Annotated in this window: 14 protein-coding genes and 1 pseudogene; 3 read left to right on the top strand and 12 right to left on the bottom strand. The window is 71.8% G+C overall.

The annotated features are described in order from the left end of the window. Nucleotides 1-9 precede the first annotated feature (9 nt). From BL254_RS05265 to BL254_RS05210, 11 genes are all read right to left on the bottom strand, one after another. Nucleotides 10-1,356, bottom strand: a complete 1,347-nt coding sequence (locus BL254_RS05265; protein ID WP_047222242.1) for an acetyl/propionyl/methylcrotonyl-CoA carboxylase subunit alpha — start codon at nucleotides 1,354-1,356, stop codon at nucleotides 10-12. Continuing rightward, nucleotides 1,353-1,955, bottom strand: a complete 603-nt coding sequence (locus BL254_RS05260; RefSeq protein WP_076842684.1) for a biotin/lipoyl-containing protein — start codon at nucleotides 1,953-1,955, stop codon at nucleotides 1,353-1,355. Before BL254_RS05260 ends, BL254_RS05265 begins: the two co-directional genes overlap by 4 nt. After that, on the bottom strand, nucleotides 1,955-3,913 hold the full coding sequence (gene accD / locus BL254_RS05255; RefSeq protein WP_076842683.1) for an acetyl-CoA carboxylase, carboxyltransferase subunit beta: 1,959 nt from the start codon (nucleotides 3,911-3,913) through the stop codon (nucleotides 1,955-1,957). The genes BL254_RS05260 and accD overlap by 1 nt, the downstream gene beginning before the upstream one ends. After that, nucleotides 3,910-5,631: a PfaD family polyunsaturated fatty acid/polyketide biosynthesis protein gene (locus tag BL254_RS05250; protein WP_076842682.1), complete on the bottom strand. Its 1,722-nt coding sequence runs from the start codon at nucleotides 5,629-5,631 to the stop codon at nucleotides 3,910-3,912. The genes accD and BL254_RS05250 overlap by 4 nt, the downstream gene beginning before the upstream one ends. Further along, nucleotides 5,625-8,288, bottom strand: a complete 2,664-nt coding sequence (locus tag BL254_RS05245; RefSeq protein ID WP_076842681.1) for a beta-ketoacyl synthase — start codon at nucleotides 8,286-8,288, stop codon at nucleotides 5,625-5,627. Before BL254_RS05245 ends, BL254_RS05250 begins: the two co-directional genes overlap by 7 nt. Nucleotides 8,289-8,364: 76 nt before the next feature. Next, complete coding sequence (locus BL254_RS05240) at nucleotides 8,365-15,411, bottom strand: type I polyketide synthase (protein ID WP_076842680.1); 7,047 nt, start codon at nucleotides 15,409-15,411, stop codon at nucleotides 8,365-8,367. A 476-nt stretch (nucleotides 15,412-15,887) separates the two neighbouring features. Next, the gene (locus tag BL254_RS05230; protein ID WP_047222278.1) at nucleotides 15,888-16,538 is read right to left on the bottom strand and encodes an SGNH/GDSL hydrolase family protein; all 651 of its coding nucleotides are present in this window, start codon (nucleotides 16,536-16,538) and stop codon (nucleotides 15,888-15,890) included. A 525-nt stretch (nucleotides 16,539-17,063) separates the two neighbouring features. Next, nucleotides 17,064-17,588 (bottom strand): PaaI family thioesterase, encoded by a 525-nt coding sequence (locus BL254_RS05225; protein ID WP_235433376.1) that lies wholly within the window; start codon nucleotides 17,586-17,588, stop codon nucleotides 17,064-17,066. A 169-nt stretch (nucleotides 17,589-17,757) separates the two neighbouring features. Further along, nucleotides 17,758-18,984, bottom strand: coding sequence for an acyl-CoA dehydrogenase family protein (locus tag BL254_RS05220; RefSeq protein ID WP_083730855.1), 1,227 nt, complete (start codon nucleotides 18,982-18,984; stop codon nucleotides 17,758-17,760). A gap of 198 nt (nucleotides 18,985-19,182) precedes the next feature. After that, a complete protein-coding gene (locus BL254_RS05215) occupies nucleotides 19,183-20,421 on the bottom strand; it encodes an NAD(P)/FAD-dependent oxidoreductase (protein ID WP_076842679.1) in 1,239 nt (412 codons plus the stop codon). A 263-nt stretch (nucleotides 20,422-20,684) separates the two neighbouring features. Further along, nucleotides 20,685-22,487: a long-chain fatty acid--CoA ligase gene (locus BL254_RS05210; RefSeq protein ID WP_076842678.1), complete on the bottom strand. Its 1,803-nt coding sequence runs from the start codon at nucleotides 22,485-22,487 to the stop codon at nucleotides 20,685-20,687. A 541-nt stretch (nucleotides 22,488-23,028) separates the two neighbouring features. Here BL254_RS05210 and BL254_RS05205 point away from each other — a divergent pair. The 3 genes and pseudogenes from BL254_RS05205 (at nucleotide 23,029) to BL254_RS05195 (ending at nucleotide 25,839) form a co-directional block, all read left to right on the top strand. Further along, nucleotides 23,029-24,561 carry an MFS transporter gene (locus BL254_RS05205; protein WP_047222234.1) on the top strand — a complete coding sequence of 511 codons (1,533 nt, stop codon included), beginning with the start codon at nucleotides 23,029-23,031 and terminating at the stop codon, nucleotides 24,559-24,561. A 57-nt stretch (nucleotides 24,562-24,618) separates the two neighbouring features. After that, nucleotides 24,619-24,824, top strand: a pseudogene (locus BL254_RS29255) (GNAT family N-acetyltransferase); the annotation flags it as partial. A 532-nt stretch (nucleotides 24,825-25,356) separates the two neighbouring features. Then, nucleotides 25,357-25,839 (top strand): PaaI family thioesterase, encoded by a 483-nt coding sequence (locus BL254_RS05195; RefSeq protein WP_043606559.1) that lies wholly within the window; start codon nucleotides 25,357-25,359, stop codon nucleotides 25,837-25,839. Between the two features lie 42 nt (nucleotides 25,840-25,881). On the opposite strand, the gene BL254_RS05190 is transcribed toward BL254_RS05195, so the two are convergent. Next, the gene (locus tag BL254_RS05190; RefSeq protein WP_047222276.1) at nucleotides 25,882-26,547 is read right to left on the bottom strand and encodes an HAD family phosphatase; all 666 of its coding nucleotides are present in this window, start codon (nucleotides 26,545-26,547) and stop codon (nucleotides 25,882-25,884) included. Nucleotides 26,548-26,570 lie beyond the last annotated feature (23 nt).

Genomic DNA, 26,570 nt, shown 5'->3' with positions numbered 1-26,570 from the left:
CTGCCGGCCTCAGCCCGTCAGCTCGTTGATGAGCGAGGTGTCGTGCTCGGCCTGGCGGAAACGGGGATGGTCCAGGACCTCGCGCAGGAACGCGGCGGTGGTCACCACATGCGGGCCGCGCAGCCGCAGCTCGTCAAGCGCCCGGTCCATCCGCGCCAGCGCCTGCTCCCGGTCGGGCGCCCAGACGACGAGCTTGGCCAGCAGCGAGTCGTACAGCGCGGGGACCTGATAGCCGGCGTAGACGTGGGTGTCGACGCGGACGAACGGGCCACCGGGCAGCGCGAACTCGCTGACCACCCCCGGGGTGGGCACGAAACCGGCCGCCGGGTCCTCGGCGTTGATCCGGCACTCGATCGCCACCCCGCGCGGGACGACGTCGGCCTGGTCGAAGCCGAGCGGCTCACCGGCGGCGACCCGAAGCTGCTCGCGGACCAGGTCCGTCCCGGTGACCATCTCGGTGACCGGGTGCTCCACCTGGAGGCGGCAGTTGACCTCCATGAAGTAGAACCGGCCGTCGCCGTCCACCAGGAACTCGAACGTGCCCGCTCCCACATACCCGGCCGCCCGCGCCCCCTGGACGGCCGCCTCGCACATCTGCTCCACGGTCCGCGCGGGCAGCCGCGGCGCGGGGGTCTCCTCCACGAGCTTCTGGTGCCGGCGCTGCAACGAGCAGTCGCGCGCGCCCAGGTGGACGACGTTGCCATGGGCGTCGGCGAGGATCTGCACCTCGACGTGCCGCGCGGAGGCCAGGTAACGCTCCACGTACAGCCGGCCGTCCCGGAACACCGTCTGGGCGCTGGCGCGGGTCTGGCTGTAGGACCGCAGGAACGCGTCGGGCTCGTGCACCACGCTCATCCCGCGCCCGCCGCCGCCGGCCACCGCCTTGATGATGACCGGGTACCCGATCCCGGCGGCGAACTCCGCGGCCTCGTCGGCGTGCTCGAGCGCGTCCCGGCTGCCCGGCAGGAGCGGCAGCCCCGCGTCCGACATGATCGAACGGGCGCTGGCCTTGTCACCGAGACGGCTCATCACCGATGCCGGCGGGCCGACGAAGGTGATGCCCTCCTCCTCGCACACCTCGGCGAAGTCCGGGTTCTCCGAGAGGAACCCGTAGCCGGGGTGGATGGCGTCGGCGCCCCAGCCCCGCGCCGCCTCGATGACGGCGGGGATGTTGAGGTAGCTGGCCTTGGCCGGGCCGGGGCCGATCTGCACCGACTCGTCGGCGAACCGGACGACCGCCGAGTCGCGGTCGGCGGCGGAGTGGACCGCCAGCGTGGCCAGCCCGAGCTCACGGCAGGTACGGGCGACCCGCAGCGCGATCTCGCCACGGTTGGCGATCAGCACCTTTTTGATCATCGGCCCGGACCTGCCCGGTCGGCGTCGCCGGTGGCCACCGTCAGCAGGGGTTGGCCGTGCTCGACCGGGGTGCCGTCGGCCACCAGGATCTCAAGCACCCGGCCGGACGCGTCCGCCTCCACCGGGATCATCAGCTTCATCGCCTCGATGATCGCCACCTGCTGACCGCGGGTGATCAGGTCACCCTCGGCGACGAACGGCTTGGCTCCGGGCTCGGGGGCCCGGTAGAACACGCCCACGGTGGCGGCCCGCAGGATGTGCGCGTCGGCGTCCGCGACGGCCGGCGGCTGGGCCGGCCCGCCGCGGGTCGCCGGTTCCGGCCGTGGCGACGCCGTGGCCGGAACCGACGCCGTGGCGGCCGACACCGGCGGCGCTGCCGGTGCGACCAGTTCGGTGGATGCCGGCGGCACCGCGTCCGGCCAGGCGATCTCGATGAAGACCTCGCCGGCCGCCGCCCGCACCCGGCTGGGCACCCGGGACGTCTGCGCGCTCAGGGTGAGCAGATGATCGCGGAGCACCGTCATGATCTCGTCGAGCTCACCGGCGCCGGGCACCGCCGTGCGCACCGGTGGAACCCCGTTGACCTGGACAGGACTCATCAGGCGCTTTCCTTCTCGTCAAGATCGTCCCGGTCGAGGTCACGCTGGTCACGACCGTCCCGGTCGTCATCGATGCCGTGGCCGCCGACACCGGCCCGGTCGAAGTCACGATCAAGCTCATGGTCGAGATCGCGGTCGATGTCGCGGTCGTCGTCGAGCGTGGTGAGCGTGTCGGCGCCGAAGCGGCGGAACCGAGCGCGGCGCCCGGTGACGAGGGTCATCTGGTCCCGCGGCAGCAGCTGCGCCAGCGTGCTGGTCAGCGCGTCGCGCAGGGCGTGCGCCGCGAGCAGGTGGTCGCTGTCGGCGCCCGCCTCGGGCTCGGGCACCACACCGTCGACGATCCCGCCGCGCAGCAGCTCGCGGGCGTCCACCCGCAGCGCCGCCGCGGCCTTCGGCCCGGCGGCCGCGTCCTTCCACAGGATCGCGGCGCACCCTTCCGGACTGATCACCGAGTAGACGGCGTTGGCGCACATCAGGACGCGGTCGGCGATCGCGAGGGCGAGCGCGCCGCCGCTGCCGCCCTCGCCGGTCACCACCGCCACCACCGGGACGGGCAGGCCCGCCATCAGCCGCAGGTTCTCGGCGATCGCGACCGACTGCCCGTTCTGCTCGGCGTCGATGCCGGGGAAGGCGCCCGCGGTGTCGATGAGGGTGACCACCGGCAGCCCGAGCTTGGCGGCCAGCCGCATCGCCCGGGCGGYCTTGCGGTAGCCGGCCGGCGACGGCATCCCGTAGTTGCGCGCGGACAGCTCGGCCGCGCTGTGTCCCTTCTGCGTGCCGATCACGACGACCGGCGTGCCCTCCAGCCGGCCGAGCCCGCAGACCATCGCCGGGCAGTCCGCGGCCATGCGGTCCCCGTGCAGCTCCGCCCAGTCCTCGATCATCAGAGCGATGTAGTCCAGGGTCGTCGGCCGACCGAGCCGGCGGGCCAGCCGCACCGACTCCCACTGCTCCCGCGCGGGCAGCCGCTCCGGGTCGACGACCAGCGCGCCGCCCGCCGGCAACTGCGAGACGGACGGCTGTGGCACGGGCGGCTGCGACGCCGATGGCTGTGACGCCGACGATCGTGACACCGGCGGCCGGGGCGGCGCGGACCGCGGCGCGGGCACGGCCGTGCGCGCCGCCCGGCGGCTGCCCACGGTCAGCAGCCGGGCCAGGGTGGCGCGCAGCTCGGCCCGCGGCCGGATCATGTCGACGACACCGTGCCGCAACAGGAACTCCGCGGTCTGGAACCCCGGCGGCAGGGTCTGCCGGATGGTCTGCTGGATCACCCGCGGCCCGGCGAACCCCAGCCGCGCCCCCGGCTCGGCGATGATGATGTCCGGCAGCGTCGCGAAGGACGCGGCCACCCCGCCGAAGGTCGGGTCGGTGATCAGCGCCAGGGTGAGGATCCCCGCCTCGTCGAGCTGCCCGAGGGCCTGGCTGGTCTTGGCCATCTGCATCAGGGACAGCACGCCCTCCTGCATGCGCGCCCCGCCGGAGGCGGTCACCAGCAGCAGCGGCGTGCGTTCCCGCAGCGCGATCTCGGCCGTCTGGGTGACGGCCTCACCGACCGCGGCGCCGAGGCTGCCCCCCATGAACCGGAAGTCCATGGCCGCCACGACCACCGGGTTGCCGTCGATGCGGCCGCGGGCGCTCACGACCGCCTCGGCCAGGCCGGTGGCGGCCCGCGCGTCGCGCAGCCGGTCGACGTAGGGACGGCTGTCGACGAACTCCAGCGGGTCGCTGTCGGCGACGACCGTGTCCACCAGCGCCACGGACCCGGGATCCAGCAGTGTCGTGAGCCGCTCGACGGCGGTCAGCGGGGCGTGCCAGCCGCACTCCGGGCAGACCCGCAGGGACCGGGCGAACCTCTTCGCGTAGATGATCGCTTGGCATCCGCCGCAGACCAGCCAGGATGCGTCCCGGGTCGTCCTGGCATCCGTGCCGTCCGCCTGCCTGGGCAGAGTCACTGTCATGATTGCTCCCACCGGTCGAGCCCCGCTGCCGCGCCGGTCCGCGGCGGGGACGGGATAAGGGACGGGATGTAGGTGGCGCAGCGCACGGGCAGCCGCACCCCCGCGGACCGCAGGTGGCCGACCCGGCTGCTGAAGGCGGCACCGCGCATGATCTGTGTGGCGATGTCGGCCACCCGCCTGTTCTCCACCGGGGCCAGGTAGGTGCCGGCGACCCAGGTGTTGAACGCGCCCATCGCCGGCCCGCACCAGATCTGGTAGTCCGTGGCCCGGCTCGGCTCCCCCGCGATGCTCCAGCCCGAGGACAGGCCGAGGTACCAGCGGAAGACCAGCGCCATCCGCCGCTTCGGGTTGTCGGCCGCGCGGGCGATCTGGTCGGGGTCACGCTCGGTGAAGAACCGCACGGTGTCCGCCCAGACGTCGTCCAGCGGCCGCAGGAAGATCTTCCGTTCCAGGGCGTCCCGCTCGGCGGCCGGGATCGCCTCGATGCCGTCGTGGGCCCGGTAGACCTCGTACAGCCGCCGGGCCCGGCTCGCGAACATCGTCCCGCGTTGCAGGACCTGCACCTCGACGCCCATCTCGAACATGTCCGCGGACGGGGCCATGACGCAGTCGGCCGTGCCCGCACCGGCCAGCAGCCGCTTCGTCGCCGGCGACTGGGACGCCTCCACCGACGCCTGGTTGACCGACCCGGTCACCACGTAGGCCGCGCCGAGAGCGAACGCCGCCGCGGCGGCGGCCGGTGTCCCGATCCCGCCGGCCGCGCCGACCCGGACCTGCCAGGGCTGACCCGACCCGGCCAGCTCACGCCGCACCCGGTCACGCAGAGCGATGATCTCGGGGAGCAGGACGGTCAGCGGCCGGCGGTCGGTGTGGCCGCCGGAATCAGCCTCGACGGTGATGTCGTCCGCCACCGGCACCCCCCGGGCGAGCTCGGCCTGCTCGGCGGTGACCAGGCCGGCGTCGAGCAGCCCGCGGACGATCGGTTCGGGTGCCGGGCGCAGGAAGCGTTCGGCCACCTCGGCCCGGGAGATCTTGGCGACCAGCCGGTTGCCGGCCCGCACCTGGCCGGAGGCCGCCCGGGACAGCCCGGCCAGCCGGTAGCGCACCACCTGCGGGGTCAGGTCGAGGAACGCCGACGCCTCGACGCAGCGCACCTGGTGGCGCAGGCACAGGTCGACCACGTCCCGTTCCATGGCCAGCTCGTTCGGGCTGTGGATGAGGTTGCAGGCGAACCCCGTGCCGGCGGGCACCCGCCGGCTGATCGTCGCCAGCGCCTCGTCGACGCGGGCCGACAGCACCCCGGCCGCGCCGAAGGAGGCCAGGAAACCCGCTCCGGCCAGCGCCACGACCAGTTCCGCCGACGCGATCCCGTTGGCCATCGCCCCGGCCATGTACGGGTGGCGGACGCCGTGGTCGCGGGGGAAGTCCGGCGACCCCAGCCGTTCGGGCGGCGCCGGCGGCACCGCCGCGAGCACCTGCGTGCCCGGGCCGAGCAGCCGCTCGTCGTTGGTGGCCGCGATCCCCTGGGCGTCCCGGACGACGAAGGCGGGCCGCTCCAGGGTCGCGAGCACGTCGTAGATCTCGTCCGCGCCGCGCGCGAGACCGGTGGCACGACCGGTGCTGTGGCCGGTGGGGTGGCCGGCGGTACGGCCGGTGGGGGTGTGGCCGGCGTCCGCCGGCCGGCTGGGCGCGGCTGGGCCGGCCTGGGCGGTCACCATGGCGGGGCTCCTTCGTCGCGTAGTTCGACGGCGACATCGGTCAGTTCGTAGATGCGCATGGTCGGCTTCCACACGCTCGCGTCCGCCACCACCCGCACCCGGCCGGGCCGCCGCTCGACGGACTTGACGTGCACTTCGAGGGTGGTCTCGCTGTCCGTCGACAGGAACTGGCCGCGGTACTTCCACGTCATCGGCAGCCCGACCGGCAGCACGAACCCGGGCCGGGCGAAGCCCGCCGTGTGGCCGCCGTCGACGAGCCACTCCTGGATCGCCTGGATCACCGCCTCCACCCCGAGCGAGCCGGGGATGACCGGGTCCAGGACGAAGTGGCGGGCGAAGAACCAGTCGTGCGGGTCGATGGGGCGGGCCGCCCGCAGGTAGCCCTGCCCGTACCGGCCGCCGCCGTCGACGACTTCGACGTCGTCGAGCAGCGCGAGATGGCCCCGCGAGCACAGCGGCGCCGACGGGTCGGCCCGGCGGGCGGCGACGTCGATGGTCCGCACCGGTGGGCGGGGCTGCTGCTCGTCCAGCCAGGTCGGCACGAGCCGGCCGGCGTCGAGCCCGCTCTGCCTGGCCAGCGCCGCCTCGTTGAAGTAGCCGAACATCGACTCGCCCTCGTAGACGGGCTCGCCGTCCACGGAGAACCGGTAGGAGAACTCCTGCAGCACCGACCCGGGCATGGGGGTGGTGGACAGCAGGGTCGAGTGCTGCCGGAGGGTCCTGTTTCGCAGGTCCACCTCGCGCAGCAGCATGGCGGTGCCGCCGAGGTTGCGCAGGCTGTGCTCCCCGCCCAGGTCGGTGAGGGTGGCGCCCAGGTAGTAGCCGAGGACGAGCGCCGACTGCAGCGAGGTCTCCATGTAGACGCAGTTCGGCATCGACGCGTTGGCCGTGTCCTGGTAGTACCAGGAGCCGGCGGGCGAGTCGTACTCGGTCTGGTGGGTGGCGCCCCCGCGCAGGCTCTCCCGCTTCCCCCGCTCCCCCTGGACGGSGACGATCCGGTCGACCAGGCGCAGGCCACCGTCGGGCAGCCGGGTCGCCCGGATGCCGCGGTAGCGGGAGAACTCCGGCCCCAGGGCGATGCCCGGATCCCCCTTGGAGCAGTGGGCCATGTGGAACTCGTTGAGCATCACCGGCTCGCCGAGGCTGTTCCGGCGCCCGAGGAAACGCGCCACGGTGCCGCCGGCCTGCGGGCCGATCGGGACGCCCGGCTTCTCCTGGACACCCAGCGTCACCCCCCGCACCCTGGCGACGACCTCGCCACCGACGCGGAACTCGGCGTCGACGGACAGCCACGGCCGCGGGACGAGGTCGACGCCGGTGACCTCCAGGGCCAGCTCGACATCGGCGTCCGGCGTCGGCCCGAGGATCTCGACCTGGCAGCGGTCCGGCTCGCCCGGCGCGTCGGGCCCGCCCGGCACACCGCGGGCGAAGGTGGCGTCGGCGAAGCCCAGGTGCAGACCCAGGTACAGGGCGAACACCTCGGCGGCCTGCGCTGCCGACTCGGCGAGGAGCACGGCCTGCTCCCCCGCCGGCGTGCCCTGTGACTGGACGCCCTGTGCCTGGACGCCCTGGTCCGGCCCGGCCTGCGCCGGGGGGCCCGCGGCCACGGCACCCGGCCGCAGCCCGGCGCGCAGCGCTCCGTGGCCCCAGGCGCCGCCGCGCACGTCCAGGCCGTCCACCCAGCTCAGCAGCAGCCCGGGGACCCCGGCCCGCGGCAGCGCCAGGCGGATCGACGGGTTGGCGCCGTCCTGGTCGTAGGCGGCGCCGAACACGCTCGCGATCGACCCCTCGGCGAGACGGGTGAGATCGGCGGCGTCCAGCCGGTTCCTGTCACTGCGCGCGAGCGGCTTGAACGCCGCCTCCGTGGACACCCGGGTGGGCGCCGGTGCCACGGACGGCCGCGACAACACACTCGGTCGCCCGTCGACCACCTCGAACACCTCGGTGACGGCCGGGGCCGGGGCGGCCGCGTCATCCCGTTGGAGGCCCTGCTGGGCGCCCCGCGGGACACCACCCTCCCGGGCAACGGGCAGGGCCGCCCGGACCGGCCCCGCCTGGACGCCGGGCACCGTCGGAGCGGGCGCCGGGCTCACAGGCTGTGGGCGCGCCAAGCCCGCCGAGATGCCGGGCGCCGGGGCTGCCGCGGACAGCCCGCCCGCCGGTCGGACAGCGTTGTCCGCCGGGCTCACCAGGCTCGCCGATCCTGCCGGGTTCGCCGGACTCGCCGGCTGTCCGGACGCCGCGAGCGCCGCGAGCACCCGGTTCTGCACGCTCGTCTGGGCCCGCAGGGCGCTGGCGTGCGCGGCCACGACAACCGCCCGTACCTGCCGGGCGATCGAGGCCGCCAGTTCGGCCGGTTCCAGTTCACCGGCGGGCACCGACGGAGAACCGACGGGGGCTGACGGCCGGCGGACGAAGCCGGTCCCGTCCGCGTCCCTGTCGGCCGGCCCGGACGACAGGTCAGACGCGCCGGCCGAGCCAACCGAGCCAGCCCCGCCGTGCCCGGCCGCCGACGGCCGCGGCTGCGGCGGCGCGTCGGCCCGAATGGTGTCGGCCGACCACCGGGTGGGGTCGAAGGGCTCGCCGTCGAACTCCAGGGCATCGATCTCCAGGGCGTCGACGTCCACCACCTGGGACGCCACCTGCTCCGCTGTCATCGCCTGTCCTCCGTCGGTCTGGTCGAACCGGCCCGTGCGAGACGGACGGGGCCGGGGTGCGTCAGCGGTCGCACGGTCACGCCCCCTCCCCCGGCAGCCACCACCGCACGRCCGCGGCGAACTTCGCGGCCATGTCGGGGGTCCCGATCATCGACACGTCGCGCAGGCGCTGGAGCACGCGTCCGCCGGGGTCACTGGCGGTCACCGTCACCGTGATGGAGGACGCGGCGCGCCGGACGTCGTCCAGGACGACGACGAACGGCTCCCCGTCCGGCAGCGGGGCGAAGTACTCCCAGCGCCCGACGGCCAGCGGCAGGCAGGCCAGGCCCGTCAGCCACCGGCCCAGCACCGACGGCCCGTGCAGGAGGATGTCGGCGAGCACCGGGCTGTGCAGCGCGCCGGCGAACGCCCCGTCGGCGACGACCTGGTCGGCCAGCCGGCACTCCAGGACGACCCGGTCGTCGCTGCGCTGCAGGATGCGGCGGATGCCCTGCAGGGCCGGGCCGTGGAACAGGGTGCCCCCGGTGTAGATCTCCACGCCGTCCTCGGGACCGCTGCCCACCGCCTCGCCCGGCCGGCCCGGCGCGACCGGCGCGGCGGGCGGGGCCTCGGCCAGCACGAACGTGCCGACATAGTGCGAGACGGGCAGGGCGCTGCCGCTGCCGGCACCACTGCCAGCACCGCTGCCGGTACCGCCGGCGGCGGCACGGACGGCGGCCCGCACCGTCAGCCGGCCGTCCCGGGCTTCGGCCAGGGGCACCTCGACCTGGTACGCGCGGCTGTGCGCGCCGTCGAACACGATCCCCTTGTGCACCTCGAACCCGCTGGCTTCGATCACCTGAAGCCCCGGGTGGGCGCGTTCGAGCACGTTGACCAGCCAGCCGAGCCCGAACGTGGCGGGCAGGACCGGGGAGGCGTCGATGCGGTGCGCCTGGAGCACCTCGGTGTCCTCGATGCCGGTCAGCTCGCGGCGGGCCGTGAAGGCCCGGCCGGGACGCGGGCCGGTACCGTCGGTGAGCGCCTTGCGCTGGCCGACCAGCACACACACGTCGTCGACGCGCTCGGCGCCGAACTGCTCCACGAACATCCGCGCGCCCGTCGCCGGCGCCAGCAGCTCGACACCGCGGGCGTGGAAGAGCTCCCGCAGGTCGGCGGCGACCATCCCGCCGTCCCAGGCGCCCCAGTCGATGGCGGTGACATGACGGTCGGGATGCTCCCGCTTCAGGCTGGCCGCGACCCGGCACAGCGCCTCGTTCGCGGCGGCGTAGTCGGCCTGGCCGGCGTTGCCGAACAGCCCGGCCACCGAGGTGAACAGGACGACGTGGCGGATCGGCGCGCCGTCGAGCGCGTCCAGGACGTTGCGCAGACCGGCGAGCTTCGGGGTGAAGACCCGTCGGACGTCGTCGGGTGTCTTGGTGCGCACGAGCCCGTCCGCAAGGGTTCCCGCGCCGTGGACCACACCCGTGATCCGGTCACGGTGCGCCGCGAGCGCGTCCCGCACTGCGGCGGCATCGCCGACGTCCACCTGCAGGTAGCTGGCTGCCGCGGCGGATCCGCTGCCGGCCAGGGCGTCGAGCGTCGCGCGGATCTCGCGCTGGGCCTGGATGTCGCGCAGGACGGCGTCGACCTGCCGCGGCGTCGGCGGCCTGCCGCCACCGGCCCCCAGGGCGGCGATCGCCGCGCGCTTGAGGTCGGCGTCGGCCACACCCGCGGCCCAGTCGGGCTCCGCGGCAAGCGCCGTGCGCCCGAGCAGCAGGAACTCCACCTGGCTGTGCTCACCGAGCGCCCGCACACAGGACGCCGTGACCCCCCGCGCCCCGCCCGTCACCACGAACACGTCACCCGCGCCGACCGTGGGCGCCGACGGGACCGCACCGGTCGCCGCCACGCCCGTGCCGGCGACGGAGCCGGCCACGGGAGCGACGGTGGCGCCGGTGGCCACCGCGGTGGACGCCCGCGGCGACCCGTACGGCGCGGGGATCACGGTCCACCTGCGGCGGGCGGCGTCGACCCCCACCTCGAGGGTGTCCGTGGCCGCGTCCGCGATCTCGTCCAGCAGGACGGCGAGCGCGTCGTCGCCGCCGAGCTCAGGGTCGATGTCGAGCGCGCGGCAGAAGATCGACGGTTCCTCGTGGGCGAGCGTCTTGACCACACCGCCGACCCCGCCGAGCAGCGCCTCGGCGGCCCCGCGCCCGCCGCGATGACCGAGACCGCCGTCGAGGCGGGTGACGGTCACGAAGGCTGCGCGGTCACCGGAGCGGGCGGCCGTGGCCAGCGGCACGCTGGCATGCTTGGCCACCAGCACGGCGTCGGCAAGCTGCCGGACGCCATGGTCCCACGCGTCCTGCCGGACACTGTGATCCCCGGTGGTGTCCTGCCGGACACCGTGATCATCCGCGGTGTCGCTCCCCCCGAGAACGGTGAGGAAGAGGTCGATCCTGCCGGTCGCGCCCAGAGCGTCGGTGAGTGCCTCGGAGAGCCGGCGCTCGACGGCCTCGCCGTCCCAGGCGGCCAGGTCGGACGACCCGTCCCCGCCCGGGGCTGGCAGGCTCACCCGCGTCACCGTCCAGCCGGCCTCCTCAAGACCCGCCGCGAACGTCTCGTCCGCCTGCTCTGCGGGGTGGACGACGACGGCTACCGGGCCAGCCGGGTAGGGCTGTCCGATCCTGTCGACCGGGGGCAGTCCGACGATCTCGACGGGGTGCCGCGCGACCTGCTCGACGGGCGGGGCCTGCTCCTCGGCGGACGGGGCCGCGGGCGCCGCCGTGGCGGCCGCCCCGGTCGGGGCAGGCGCGGCGGCGCTCACCAGGAAATCGATGATGTGCTCCAGCGTCCGCAGCTCACCCAACAACTCCGGACCCACACTCGGCACCTGGGGAAAACGCTCCTGCACCGCCCCCAGAATCTGCACCCGCTTGATCGAGTCAACACCCAGATCCGCTTCCAGATCCATCCCGGTGTCAATCATCTCCGCCGGATAACCCGTCCGCTCCGCCACCACACCCACCAACGCCGACCGCAACAACCCCGCATCCACCGAACCAGCGGAAGCAGAGCCCGTGACGGCAGGAGCCGTGGAAACAGGAGCCGAAGCCACCGCGGACGAACCGGCGGCACTCACCAGGAAATCGATGATGTGCTCCAGCGTCCGCAGCTCACCCAACAACTCCGGACCCACACTCGGCACCTGGGGAAAACGCTCCTGCACCGCCCCCAGAATCTGCACCCGCTTGATCGAGTCAACACCCAGATCCGCTTCCAGATCCATCCCGGTGTCAATCATCTCCGCCGGATAACCCGTCCGCTCCGCCACCACACCCACCAACGCCGACCGCAACAACCCCGCATCCACCGAACCAGCGGACACAGCGGCGTCGACGGGAACGGGCGGCGCGGTGTCCGCCGGAGTCGGTGCGGGAGCCGCCGAGGCCGGGGCCGCTTCGGCCGACGGCACCGGAACCGGCACCGGTGCGGGAGCCGACACCGGTGCGGAGGCTGGGGCGAAGGCCGGGACCGGTGTCGGCGCGGAGGCCGGAGCCGGAGACGGCGCCGCGGCGATTTCCGTCCGGCGTGGCTGTTCCGGCAGGACCGGCAGCGGCGGAGCGGCCGGGCCGAAGGCCGCTGGTGCTGGTGCTGGGTAGCCGTTGACCGTCGGGGAGCGRTGCCCGCCGCGCTCGATCTCGGCCAGCGACGAGAGGATCTCGTTGGCGCGGATGTGCGCCTGCCCGATCGCCAGGCTCTGGTCCTTCACGCTCTCGACCGCCCGCGCGAGCCAGGCCCCGCCGCCCGCGTCCACACCGGGCTGCTGCTGGTGCAGGATCTCCACCAGTCCTTCGGTGACCTGCAACTGGCTTTCCAGATACCGGGAGTGCAGCGCCACATGCTGCGCGACCACGTCGTCGAGGCCGACGTCCTCTCCGGCATCGGCGCTGTGGGCGTGAGCCGCCGGTGGTTCGGCGACGCCGGCGGCTGGCGGCCACGCTGCCGCCGGCTGTACGGTCGCCAGCGACGTGGCTGGCGATGATGCGGCCGTCGATGGTGCGGCATGGTCGGCGGAGAGGACCGACAGGTCAGGGGTTGGCAGGTCACTCGGCACCGCCGCGTCCACCGGAACCTGCTGACCGGCCTGACGAGCGGCCTGGTGAGCGTCCGTGATGTCCGCGCCGATCCCCGCGCCGAGGCCGAAGCCGTTGTCACTGCCGACGTTGCCACCGCCGACCCCGTTGCCGCCGGCCCCGCCGACCCCGTTGGTGCTGGTGGCGGCCGGGGTGACGATCGACGCCCGGAAACCGTCGTTGAGCGCGGCCCGGTAGGCGGCACGGCGGGATTCCGGCACGTAGTCCGCCCCGTTCAGGGTCACGGCCATGCCCCGGGGTTTCAGCGCGACCCAGGCGGGGGCGTCGTGCCGGTTGACCCCACTGATCGGCGCGCCGAGAACCGCGAGTTGGACGGCGGCCTGCTTCAATGCGACGTCGCTGTCGCCGAGCGGGCCGGCGTCGGTCGGGACCGCGACGATGCCGGCGGCCTCGAGGGTCCGCCTGGCCAGCGCGGTCAGCACCTGCTTGGGGCCGAACTCGACGAACACGTTGCAGCCGTCGGCGCGGATGGCTTCGAGGGCCTGGACGAACTCGACCGGCTGGAGGAGCTGCTCGGTCAGCGCACGCCTGTTCGCCTCGACGTCCGGCCCGTACCGGACGCCCGCGGTGTTGGCGTAGACCGGCTGCCGCGGCTCGCCGATCCGCGCCGAGGAGACGGCGTGCCCGAACGCCTCGACGGCATGCGCCACATGGGAGGTGTGGAAGGCCGCGGAGACGGGCAGCAGCCGGGCGCCCAGCTGCCGCTGCTTGCACTCCTGGACGACCTCGCCGACCGCCTGGGTGTCCCCGCCGACGACCACCTGGTCCGGCGCGTTGTGATTGCAGATCACCACGTTCGGGAAGGCGCGGAGGATGTCGATGACCTGCTCCCGGGTGGCCTGGACGGCGGCCATGGTGCCCGGGTCGTGGTCGGGGTCCTCGGCGGGCGGGGCCATCGCCTCGCCGCGGGCGCGGGCGAGGCGGAAGAAGTCCGCGTCGTCGAGAGCGCCCGCGGCCCACAGCGCGGTGAGCTCCCCGAAGCTGTGCCCGAGGAATCCCGAGCAGCGCAGGCCCAGTTCGGCGAGGTAGCGGAACTGGCCGACCGAGATCGCTCCGATCGCCGGCTGGGCGTACTCGGTCCGGCGCAGCCGGCTTTCCTGCTCCTGCCGCAGCTCCGCGTCGAAGACCGGCGGCGGGTAGATGATCGCGCCCAGTCGGTGGTCGGCTCCGGCGAACGCCTCGTTCGCGTCGTCGACGGCCCCGGCCACGGTCGGGATGTTGAGCGCCGCTTCCAGGCCCATGTCCAGGTACTGGCTGCCCTGCCCGGCGAACAGCGCGCCCACCTTCAGGTCGGCCAGCGCCCGGGCGCGGAAGAACACCCCCGCCGGATGCGTCCACTGCTGCGCGTCCGGGGCGGCGGCGAGCTGCTCGACCGCCAGGGCGAGCAGGCGCTGGACGGTCTCGTCGTCCGCGGCGACGAAGCCGACCCGGGCGTGCTCCGCCGGGATCTGCGTGCTGTCGTCCGGTTCGGCACCGGACCGCAGCAGCTCCAGCAGGCTGGCCGTGTCGGCCGCGTGCCAGAGGTGGGCGCGGGCGGTGCGGTGCAGTGTCGTGGTGGCGCGGCGCTCGCCGGTGTGCTCCTCAAGGACGACGTGGAAGTTCGTCCCGCCGAAGCCCATCGCCGAGGCGGCGGCCCGGCGGACCGGCCGGTCCGGGTCGCGGATCCACGGCCGGGTCCGGGTGTTGACGTACAGCGGCCCGCCGGTGAAGTCGATCGCGCTGTTGGGATGCTCCACGTTGATCGTCGGCGGCAGCGTCCGGTGGTGCAGGGCGAGCGCGAGCTTCATCAGGCTCGCCGTGCCCGCGGCACCCTTGGTGTGGCCGATCTGCGACTTCACGCTGCCGACCGCGGCGAAGTGCCGCTCGCCGCTCGCCTCCGACAGCGCTTCGGTCAGCGCGGAGAGTTCGGTCCTGTCCCCCACCGCGGTGCCGGTGGCGTGCGCCTCGAACAGCTCGACGGACGCGGGCGAGCAGTCGGCGTCGGCGTAGGCGCGGGCCAGCGCCAGCCGCTGCCCTTCGGCGCGGGGCGCGTAGATGCTCTTGGACCGGCCGTCGCTGGACGAGCCGATGCCGCGGATGACCGCGTAGACACGGTTGCCGTCCCGCTCGGCGTCGGCGAGACGCTTCAGCGCGATCATGCCGATGCCCTCGCCGATGAGGGTGCCGTCGGCGGCGTCGTCGAACGGCCTGATCTGCCCGCTCTTCGACAGGGCCTGGGTCTTGCTGAAGCACATGTACCCGAAGATCGAGTTTTCGGTGTCGGCGCCACCGGCGATCATCATCTCGGCTCGGCCGTCGACCAGTTCGGCCACGGCCATCCGCAGGGCCGACAGCGACGCCGCGCAGGCCGCGTCCACCGTGCAGTTCATCCCGCCCAGCCCCAGGCGGTTGGCGACCCGGCCGGAGACCACGTTGGCCAGCAGGCCGGGGAAGGAGTTCTCCTCCCACGGCGCGAACGCCTGGACGTACTTGGCTGCGATGGCCTCGGCGTCGGCGGCGGTGAGCCCGCAGCTACGGACCACTTCCTTCAGGACGGGGGTCGACAGCCGGGCCGCCAGCGGATGCATCAGCGGGACCGGCCCGGTGACCCCCAGGACAACCCCCGTACGGGTGGCGTCGTACCAGTCGGAGTCGGTCGCGCCCGCGTCGCGCAGCAGGTCCCGGGCCACGATCAGGCTCAGTGTCTGCATGACGCTGGTGACCTCGAGCTGGTTCGGCGGGATGCCGAACTCCAGCGGGTCGAAGTCGACGTCGGGGATGAAGCCGCCGCGGCGCGAGTAGGTCATGTCCGGGACGGTCGGGTCGGGGTCGTAGTAGTCGTCGAGGTTCCACCGGCTCGCCGGGACGTCCTGTGTGCAGTCCGTCGCGTCGACGATGTTCTGCCAGTACTCCCGGTAGTTGTAGGCGTTCGGGAAGAGACCGGCCATACCGACTATCGCGATCGGGTTGTCGGCCAGGCGCCGTTGCGCCAGCGTGTCGCCGCTCACCGTTTTCCTCTCCTGAGCTTTCCTTGAGCTTTGTCGCAGCGGATGGTCCCGACCTTTTCCGCGGCCCGGGCCGCGCGTTTCCGGGTCTTGTCCTCCTCGGTCTTGTCCTCCCCGGTCTCGTGCTCCCGGACCCGACGGTCCCGGGCGGCCGCCGGCGGATGTTTCGGAACCGGCGTGTTCCGCCGGCCCGCCCGGTGCTCACAGGCACACGAAAGAGCCGGGACGGGGAGCCAGCGGTGCTGGTTCCCCACTCGGCCGTGCCACGCGGCGGCCCGGGAACCCGGGCCGGTCGGACCTTCTGGATCGGCGTGCGGACATCCGCGACCGGCGGCCGGCCGGCGCGGGAAAAACCGTGATCGTGCCTGTTCTGCCGTTCTGCCGCGCCGGCCGTCCTGGCATTTCTGGTGGCCTGGTATTTCTGGTGGCCTGATATTTCTGGTGGCGTAGTATTTCGGGTGGCCTGTATTCAGGCTGGTCTAGTACGACAGTGGTCCGGCACCAGCGCCGGCGAACGGGGACGCCGTGGGCAGCGGCACCATTCCGGTGGCCAGGGCGACGAGGTCCGCCATGGCCTCGGCGAAGCGCTGGTGGCCGACGGGGCTCGGATGCAGGCCGTCGGCCGACCACATGGCCGGGTCCGCCCATTCCCGGCCGTCGACGACGTCCAGGCAGAGCGCGCCGGTACGCGCGGAGATCTCCCGCAGGTGCTCGTTCGCCTCGGCGAAACGGCCCCGCAGGAGCTCCTGGAAGGACGCCGGCAACGGGAGGTTACGGGGGATGTCCGCGTAGGTCGCGGTGAACATCACCGTGTCCGGGCCGGACAGTGTCGTGAATATCGACTCGAGATTCCGCCGGAAGCGGGCCGCGTCGTAGTCCCGGATCAGGTCGTTGACCCCGGCCACGAACCCGATCAGCGGGGCCTTGTTCACCAGCGCGACCCGAAGCTGCCGGTCGACCACGTCCTGGGTGGTCGCGTCGAAGGTCCCCAGGTTGAGGCAGCCACCGCTCGGGATCCCGAACATCTCGGCGAACCGGGGCACCCAGCCGCGGTACGTCCCGTCCGGGGCGGGGTCGCCCCGGCCCTCGACGAAACTGTCACCGACGACCGTCATCCGCGCTTTCGCCATCATGTTCCCCGATCCATCCCGAGCTGCCCGCGAAAAGATTTCCTGAGTTGGACGCCAGCCCACCCGCCCGTGAAATAGTCACACATTGTTCACGTCCCTGTCATTTTATCCGGCAGGTGTCGGCACGGGCATTCGCCAGCAAGCTTCCTCTCAATTGTGCGGAACATCCGAAAGAACGGTCAACGCCAATCCCGGATACCTATTGCCCGATCGGAGCGGGCGATCGACGGTACTCGCGGGAAAAACAGATGCCCGTTCCGAGATTTCTTGACGCATTCCGGCGGAGTTCACCGCCCGGCGGGATCCGCCATGCCCGCCGACGCGCCGGATCCGACGGCGGAGAAACCATCCGCGCGAGACGYCCCGACAACCGGATGCCGGCCGCGGCCAACGGCCGTGGACGGCCCGGAAACGGCCCGGGGACGGTCGTTCCAGGCTGCCTCCCGAGCGCGCCGGGAACATCGTCGTGCGCTCTTCGGGCTGTCTGGGTACCAGTGTTCGTACGCGGTGCCGACGGAACCCCGGTCAGCTCGCCGCGATGCTGCAGGCGTAGTCGAAGCGGAACTTGGCCACCAGCACGTCGGCGTCGTCATAGAGCAGTGCCTTGCCGTCCAGGTCGAACTGTTCCGCGGCGGTGCTGGCCAGGACCCGCCGTGCCTCTCTTTCGTCCACGGTGGCGATCGCGCGGACCCGGCCGACGGCCGGCTTCCGGAAGGTCGACCGCGCGTCCCGGACCACCGTGTACTCGACCCGGGCGAGGCGCGGTGCCAGCGCGCCGGCCAGGGCGGCGGCCCCGGCGATGTCCGCGGCCAGGAAGAGCGCGCCGGCATGCACCGTACCCAGATGATTGGTGAGGTTCCGGTCCGCCGGAATCTCGACGACCGCGCGGTCCGGCCCCACCTCGGTGATATCGACCCCGACGAATCTGCCGAAGGGCACGAGCGAGTTCGTGATCTCACGAATTCGCTCGTAGTCGACAGCTCCGCTGGTGGCCTCGCTGAATATCGCGTACCCGGTCCGGGCGGGCGAAACCCGCGTGTCACTAGTCACGTCTGCCATCCCAACACTGTTTTCCTACCGGCCCGTGAACAGGCGCCGAACCGGTTACCGGAAGCGGCGGAAAAAGAGGTGAAGTCACCGTGCGGGCAGGAGCGCGCGGGGCGGGAGAGAAGACGCCCGCGCCACCGGCTGTCCGCGCCACCGGCGATGTCGACCGGCCTCATCGGTGAGCGCGCAGCACCCGGCGGGCGATGGACCAGCGCAGCACTTCGGACGGGCCCTCGTAGATCCGGAAACCCCGCGCCTCGACAAGAAAGCGGGCGACCAGTTCGTCCTCGCACACACCGAGCCCGCCGTAGAGCTGGACCACGCGGTCGAGCACCCGCCAGACCGCCTCCGACACGAAGGTCTTGGTGATCGCGGACGCGTGGCGCGCGGCGCCGCTGAGCGCGCCACGCTCGTCGATCACGGCGGCTGTCGAGTGGACGAGCGCCCGGGCGGCCGTGATGTCGATCTCGTTGTCGGCGACGTGGGCCTGGGCCATCCCGTGGGCGGCGACCGCCGCCCCGAACGCCTCGCGGCCGACGATCCGCGCCGCCGCCATCTCGTGCGCCCGCACGGCCACCCCCAGCCAGCTCATCGAGAACATGATGCGGGAGGGCGCCAGCCGCGCCTGGATCTGCTCGAAGCCCTTCCCGACCTCGCCGAGCACGGCGTCGTCGGGTACGAAGCAGTCGTCGAAGGTCACTTCGCAGTGGCCGCCCGGAGCGCTGTGGTCCAGCGTCGGCATGCGGCGGYCGACGGTGAGCCCCGGGTTGTCCTGGTCCACCAGGAAGATGGTCGCGCCGCCGCCGGCGGTGGCGGCCATGCAGATACTGAACGCCGCCCCGTCGGCTCCGGTGACGAAGTGCTTCACTCCGTTGATCTTCCAGCCGCCGGGGGCCTTCTCGGCGGCCGTGCGCAGCATCGTGAGATCCGACCCCGCCCCCGGGGACGGTTCGGACACCGCGAGGGACGAGCGGATCTCACCGCGCGCCAACGGTTCCAGGTACCGCCGCGCCTGTTCGGCGGTGGCGAGGTGGGCGAGCAGGTGGATGTTGCCGTCGTCCGGGGCGGACGCGTTCACCGCGATCGGGCCGATCAGGCTCGCGCCGGCGGCCTCCAGCACGTGCGCCAGGGCACGGGTGTCGAGGCCGAGCCCGCCGTAGGCCACCGGCGACAGCGGGCCGAAGACCCCGGCCTGACGTGCCTCCTCCTGCAGCCGCACCCGCAGCGCGTCGTCCATCGGGCGCCCGCTGACGATGATCTCCCGCTCGACCGGGAAGACATGTTCCTGGACGAACGCCTTCGTGCGTTCGGCGATTCGCCGCGGGCCGTCGCCCGCGCTGGGCGCGGCGGGCGCGCTGCCCGTGGCGGACTCGGTGAGTGCGCTGGGTGCGGCGTTCACGGCTGGGCACGCTCCTGGTCTGTGTCGGCGCCGCAGCCGCGCAGGGGCGGCGGGCGGCGCGTTCGTCCTCCTGCCGCGCCGCCCGGTTCACCGGCTCCCCGCTCCCCTGACCCCCGGTACCAGGGCACCTGGTGATCGAGAAGCGGGGCAGGTGCGGAACAATACAGGCGGATGTCGGCAGATATGGGCGAGAAGCGGTCAGGCGGCCGTGAGCAGCCGCTTGTCCCGCGGCGTCCCAACCTCTTCGTAGAGCTTCTCCAGGTTCTCCGGAGCGAAGAACTCCTCGCTGTGGATACCCCCGCCTATCATCCCGTAGAACTTCTTCGTGTATTCGGGGCTCTGGCTCGCGGCGCGCAGTACCGAGTCGAAGAAGGGGGGCAGGGGAAGGAGTTCGGAGATCRTACACGTGAACTCGAAGGTGCTCTTGCTCCGCTCGTCGCGGAGCCTGGCGTACTCCGCCACCGCGTCGTCGATCGGACGCTCGCCGGCCAGCCCCTCGTGCAGGTGGTCCGCCAGGAGCTGGGCGTACACGAAGGCGTCGGTGATTCCCCAGCCGGTGAACGGGTCCTTGTGGTATCCGGCGTCCCCCACCAGCGCCCAGCCCGGCCCGTTGGAGCGGCGGTAGTAGTTGTCCGGGTAACGCATCACCCGGAAGTTCTCCTCCCGCTTCCCCTTGGCCCGCAGTTCCTCGCCGAGTTCGGGGACGACCTCGTCGTACACCGCGTGGAAGTTGTTCTCCACGTCGGTGCGGAACGCGCTGAAGTGCTCCCGCCGGCGCAGCAGGGACAGCAGGTTCAGACCGTCGTTGGTCGGCCACGTGCCTATCTGCTGCTCGTTGAAGCCGGTCCGGTGCTGGAAGGTCCAGTCCAGGCCACTGAAATACGAGTAGTAGACGAAGCAGCTCGCCGGGACCACCCGGTAGAAGTCAGCCCCGACCTTGTCCGCGATCGTCGAGTTCCGGCCGTCCGCGCCGACGACGAACGACCCGCGGAACTCCTGCGCCGGCCCGTCGCCGAGCTGGCCCCGGATACCGGCCGCCCGGCCGTCCTCGAAGATCACATCCTGGACGGTGAACCCCTCGAGGACCTCTGCGCCGGCCGCGCGCGCCGCGTCGACGAGAATGCTGTCCAGGACGGTGCGCCGTGGGGAGTAGACCTCGGTGATGCCCTCGATCGGGTCGGCGAAGCCCTCGATGTGAATGCCAGTGTAGGACATGATCAGATTTCTTATCGGCGGGACGCCCGACGCCGCGAGGCGGTCGAGCAGGCCCCAGTCCCGCAGCCGGGCAAGGCCGGTCTGGTGAATGTAGTGCGTCGAGACGGTGTCACTCGGGAAGGTTGCCCGATCGACGACAAGGACCCGGTGGCCTCGCCTGGCGAGCAGCAGCGCCAGAGGTGAACCGGCGCAGCGCGCACCGACAACGATGACGTCGTACATGAGTAGTGTGCTCCTGTCGTGAACCCGGCGAAGCCCGCGGTGATATTACACACGGCAGTGGTACGAATCGATTTTCCACAACTGTCGGAACGAGAGTCAACAGCTACTGCCGAGACACATCGTCCGATTGGACGACACAATCAACCCATAATCCGGGAACGGTACGGAAGAATGCCCGAAAAAATACGTGGAGAATTCTCCACCAGTTCACCGGACGGTGGGAGGAGGGAGCGGGAGGAGGGGGAGGAGGAAGGAAGAAGCGGTCAGCCGTACACCGCCGCGATGTCCGCGGCGAATTCGGCCTCGATGACGTTACGGCGCAGCTTCATCGATGGCGTCAGATGCCCGGCGGCCACGGTGAAGTCGCTCGCGAGCACCCGGAACGCCCGGATCGACTCGGCGCGCGAGACCAGGCTGTTCGCGTCGTCCACCGCGGTCTGGATCTCCGCGAGCAGCTCGGGGTCGTGGCTCCAGGAGTCGTCGTCGGCGGCAAGCCCTCGGCTCGCCTTCCAGCCGGCGAGCGCGGCGGGGTCGATCGTCACCAGCGCGCTGACGAAGGGCCGCCCGTCACCCACCACCATGCAGTTGCTCACCAGCGGATGCAGCCGGACGCGGTCCTCCAACGGAGCGGGCGCGACGTTCTTGCCACCGCTGGTGACCAKGATCTCCTTGCGGCGGCCCGTGATGTAGAGGAAGCCGTCGTCGTCCAGCCGGCCGAGGTCGCCGGTGTGCAGCCACGGGCCCTCACCGCCCTGTGTCGCGTCCCGGTCGGTGGGCTGCGGGCTTCCCTTCCAGTACCCCGGCGAGACGTTGAGGCCGCGGATGAGCAGCTCGCTGTCGTCCGCGATCGCCACCGTGGTGCCCGGGATCGGGCGCCCGGTGCTGCCCATCCGGTTGGTGGCCGGGACGTTCACCGTCACCGCCGTCGCGGCCTCGGTCAGCCCGTAGCAGTTGAGAATCCGCACCCCCACTCCGCCGTAGAAGGCCGCGGTCGAGTCGTCGAGCGACGCGCCGCCGCAGATCACATCCYGGAAACGGCCACCGAAGGAGGCCCGTACCCGGCTGTAGACCCGCTCGTCGAACACGGCGTGCGCGGCGCGCAGGCCGTCGTCGACCGGCAGCCCGCGCGCGCTGGCGAGGCCGAACTCGATCGCGACCCGCTCCGCCTCGGCGTCGACCACGCCGGCCCCGCCGGCCGCGGGCACGCGTACCCGCTTGCGGATCTTCTCCAACGCGTACGGCACGAGCGCGAGGAAGCTCGGCCGGAACACCGGGAACTGCCCGATCAGCTCCGGGATGCCCGCCACCAGACCGGTCCGGGTGCCCCCGTACAGGCAGGCGATGAGGATCGTCCGGCCGAAGACGTGCGACAGTGGCAGGCCCAGCAGGGTCGCCGCCTGCTCTCCGTCGGCGGTGCGGAAGAGGTCACCGGTGTGTTCGACGGTGTTGGCGGAGGACGCGTACAGGTTGCGGTGGGTGAGCATGCATCCCTTGGGCATGCCGGTGGTGCCGCTGGTGTAGACGATCGTCGCGAGGTCGTCGGCGCGCACCTTGGCGCGGCGCTCGTCGAACTCGGCGTCCCAGGGCCCGTCCTGGTCGGCGTCCCGCCAGGCCCAGACCGCCGCCAGCGGCCAGGCGCCGACGCGCAGGGCCGCCCCGCCGATCCGGTCGAGCTGGACCCGCTGTTCCTCGGTCTCGGTGAAGCACCAGTTCGCCGCGGAGTCGACCAGCAGGTGGCGCACCTGCTGCTCGGATGCCGTCGGATAGATCGGGACCGTGACCGCGCCGATGCTGAGCACCGCGAAGTCCACCACGGCCCACTCGTAACTGGTCCGTCCCAGCACAGCCACTCGGTCACCGTGCGCGACCCCGTGCGCCAGCAGCACCTTGGCGACGGCCCGGACGTGGTCGGCGAACTGCCGGTAGCTGGCGTCCTGCCAGCCGGCGGCGTTCTGCCAGCTCAGCACCGGGCGGTCCGGGGCCAGCCGGACGCCCTCGTCCAGGATGAGGGAGAGGCCCCGATCCCCGGGAAGAACGACACCGTCCCCGGACTTGTACTGCTGCATATCAACCACCTACTCGCGGCGACGATTTCCGATGTCGAGAAACGAGAACTCACCGGCGACGTCGGGATGCGGACGGGCATGAATACGAAGAAAATCCCCGACGAACACCACCACGAAAGCCGCCACAAAAACTTCGCCCGTTCACAGCACTCCCGTGGCCGGCCGGTTGGACGACGGATCGGGAACCTGGGGCCGGGCATCGGCGGGCACCTCAGTAGTGTGTGAACCTGCCGGGACGGTGTCAACGTCGATTTGGCAGACACAATCGCCCGATCGGCGGAGACGATCGGTAGGGACGACGGCGACGTATTCTCTTGGCCAGCCATTTTGCGAACATTTACCGGAACGTTGCCGTGACGKTTACCACCTGGCAATCTCGACTCGTCCGCGCACACACGGATATTACACTGGCGGAACAGCTTCGCGCACGTACGACCAGCCACGAAAAATGTCGGATCTTATCGTACGACCGATTTCTGGAACCCACCGCGAGTGCCGCATGCCACACGTCATGAGATGACCACCGGCAGGGGATGTTTTCATGAGGCCAGACGGAACACCCGCTTCGACGTCGCGCCGCGACAGTCCTTCGATCCGRCTCGCGCTCGTCTGCGTGGCGACCTTCGTGGTCTATCTGGACGCCAGCATCACTCCGGTCGCCGTGCCGGCGATCCGCGCCGATCTCCACGCCGACGTCACCGCCGCCCAGTGGCTCCTGGACGCCTACACCCTGGGCTTTGCCTGCCTGCTGCTGACCGCGGGATCAGTCGGCGATCGTTTCGGTCGCAAGGCGACCCTGCTGACCGGAACCGCCGGCTTCACAGCCTGCTCGGTGGCCTGCGCGCTCGCCCCGAGCCCGGGAATACTGATCGCCGCGCGCGGCGGYCAGGGCGTGTTCGCGGCAGCGGTCGTACCGCTGTCGCTCGCGGTCACCGCCGAACTGTTCGCGGACCCGAGGCAACGGACCCGTGCCATCGGCGTGTGGGGTGGCGTCGCCGGTACGGCGGTGGCACTCGGACCGATCATCGGTGGGCTGCTGGTCCAGACCGCCGGCTGGGAGAGCATGTTCTGGATCAATCTACCGATCGGCGTGGTGGCGCTCGCCGGCCTGTCCTGGACCCTGCCCTCGTCCCCTCCCCGCCGGCCGTCCCCGTCCCCGAACGGCCGGGCCGTCGACGAACGCCACGACGGCCTGCCCGGCACGGCACCGGCCGGTGGCGTCCGGAAAGACCGGGAAGCCGCCAGCCGGCCGGACACCGTGGGGCAGACGCTGTTCGTGCTCGGTAGCGGATCACTGACGTTCGCGATGATCGAAAGTGGCCGCTTCGGCTGGTCTTCGCCGGTCATCCTCGGGCTCCTGCTCGGCAGCGCCGTGATCCTGACGCTCTTCGTGCGGTGGGAGATCCGCTGCTCACACCCGATGCTCCCGCCGCGCCTGTTGCGCGTTCCCGCGGTCGCCGTGGCCTGCGTCGTGAACTTCCTCGGCCTGTTCGGCATGTACGCGGTGCTGTTCCTGCTGACCGTGTACCTCCAGGAGACCCGGCACCTGTCACCGGTGGAAACCGGGGTGCGTTTCCTGGCGCTCACCGGGTTCCTCGGCGTGGCCTCGATGGGCGCGGCAGCCGTGGTGGCCCGGCTCGGGACCCGCACGACCATGCTCCTGGGCCTGCTCCTCGTGGCGGCCGGGCTCGGCGGACTCACCCTCGTCGAGGACGCGGGCGGCTATTTCACCTACGGATGGGCGCTGGTGCTGCTCGGCGCCGGCATACCCCTGTCCAGCGGTGTGGTCGCGATCCAGGCGATGATGAGCGCGGTACCGGCCGATCTCGCCGGTACCGCGTCCGGCGCGATGAACACGTTCCGGCAGTTCGGGGCCGTCTTCGGGGTGGCGCTCGCGGGTGTCCTCTCGCCACAGCGGGGTGATGCCGTCACCTCGATGAACGTCACCTTCATCGTCGCCGCGGCCGGGGCGCTGGCCGGTGCCGTCGTGACGGTGATCGTGCTACGCGAACGGGGCGATCACGCCAGCCGGGCCATACCCACGGCGGAGCCACAGCAGCCAAGCGTCGCGTAACCTCAACCAGCCCACCGTCACCGGCCTGCCGTCAGGGATTTCCGTTCCACCTGTAAGGCCCACCTGTTACGCAACGCGATCACCCGTACCACCGCGGCAGCGGAGATCGTCGGTGTGCGAGCCTGCTCGTACACGCACTGCACGACCAGGCTCGGCAGTTCTACCTGCATTTCGGGTTCGAACCGTCTCCCACCCACCCGCTCCATCTGTTCCTTCTGATGAAGGATGCCCGGGCTCTGACCAGAGGCGACACATCCGGGTAGCCGGCCTTGTCGGGTAGCGAACGGGCACCCACGGCACCCGGCCGGTTCGACTGCCGGCTCACGGCGGCGGAACCTGTCGACACCAACGAGACGAAATCTTGTAAAAGCTACCGAGTGTTCTGCTCTGGGGCGTCGCCCGGCTGCCCGGCTGCCTGCGACGGCGGGTTGATCCAGGCAGGTGCGGGTAGCGCCGGCTGGGCCGGTGACCGGCGCCGGCCGGCACAGCCAGGAATATCCCGCCGGCCGAACAGCCGTCCATGCCGCTTTCCGGACAGTTCCGTTCCCGGAAATGAAAATCCGGGAAAATGGAAAAGCTCGTTCACCCACCGTGGGGCAACAGAACGTTCACCAGCGGTCCACCGTTCCGTGGTCCTGTTCCAGCGGATATCGGCGTATCGTCCGGTGACGAGCGTCCCGGGTGCGGGACGAGCCGGGGCCGCATGCGGGTGGCGTGCAGAATATCGCGGCCGGCAACACGGCAACTGGAGCCCCGGGAGACAAGAGCACGGCGGGAGACAAAGGAGGCGAGTCCGTGCAGGTGAACGGAACGCGGGAGGAGTCCGCCGCGCAGAACCGCATTCGGGAACTACGGCAGCTGCTGGATTACGGTCTACAGGCCGGAATCGGGGTCGGCCACTCACTCGGTATCACCCTCGAGTCGGTGGACGAGGGCCGGACGGTCTACACGCTCGCGCCCTCACCGGCCACGGCCAACGCGATGTACACCGTGCACGGCGGAGTTCTCGCGACCCTCATGGACACCGCCATGGGGAGCGCGGTCTTCACCAGGCTCCCCGACGGGATTCTTTACACCACGCTCGAGCTGAAGGTCAATTTCGTCCGGTCGGTGAAACTGGACGCGGACCAGCTCACCTGTGAGGGCCTGGCGATCCACGTCGGCAGACGGACCGCGCTCGCGGAAGCGCGCGTCACCGACCCCGCCGGAAAGCTGATAGCCCACGGAACGAGCACCTGCCTGYTGCAGCCCGTGGACACAGCCCGAAACGCGCAGTAGCCGACTGTCCACCCTGCCCCGGTGCGGGTGGGACACCTACCGTCACAATCGCGCCAGGTGCTCCAGGGTCTGTTCCGGCGAGCTGTGCAGGATCGTCTGCCAGCCGCGGGCCTGGGCGGCGGCGCAGTTGACCGGTGTGTCGTCGATGAGCAGGCACTGCCGGGGCGCCACGCCGAAGGCGTCCTCAGCCGTCTGGTAGATCTCCGGGTCGGGCTTGCGGAGCCCGATCTCGTGGGAGTTGATGGTCACCTCGAACACGCCCGCGTCGGGCATCAGCGCCGCGCGGTGCGGTTCCCACTCGGCCACGCTGTTCGTCAGCAGCCCCACCCGCAGCCCGCGGCGCCGGCAGTCGGCCAAACAGCCGAGCAGGGCGTTGTTCATCCGCCGCCCCTCGTACCAGTGGTCGCCGAAACGGGTCAGGTCGACCCGTGGCGTCCACTCCGGGGCAAGCGCCGCGGTGACCCGCAGGCCCCACTCGTGTTGCGTCATCAGCCCGCGTTCCAGCGGTTCGATCATCCGCATGCCGCGCTCGCCGGCGACGGCGTCGATGGCCGACCGCAGGGCCGCGGCCGGCACCCCCGCCGCGGCCACGAACCGGTCGAACGCCTCCGGGATGGGGGAGGTCAGCACACCGCCGAAATCGCACCACACCACCGAGATCTCCACCGGCGACGGGCGCCAGCCGACGGACCGGGCATCGTCAGCCACGTCCGCCTCCCGGGACATCGGCC

The organism is Protofrankia sp. BMG5.30 (assembly GCF_001983005.1).
In the GTDB taxonomy this organism is placed as follows: Bacteria; Actinomycetota; Actinomycetes; order Frankiales; family Frankiaceae; genus Protofrankia; species Protofrankia coriariae.
This window is presented reverse-complemented; position numbering and strand designations above follow the sequence as displayed.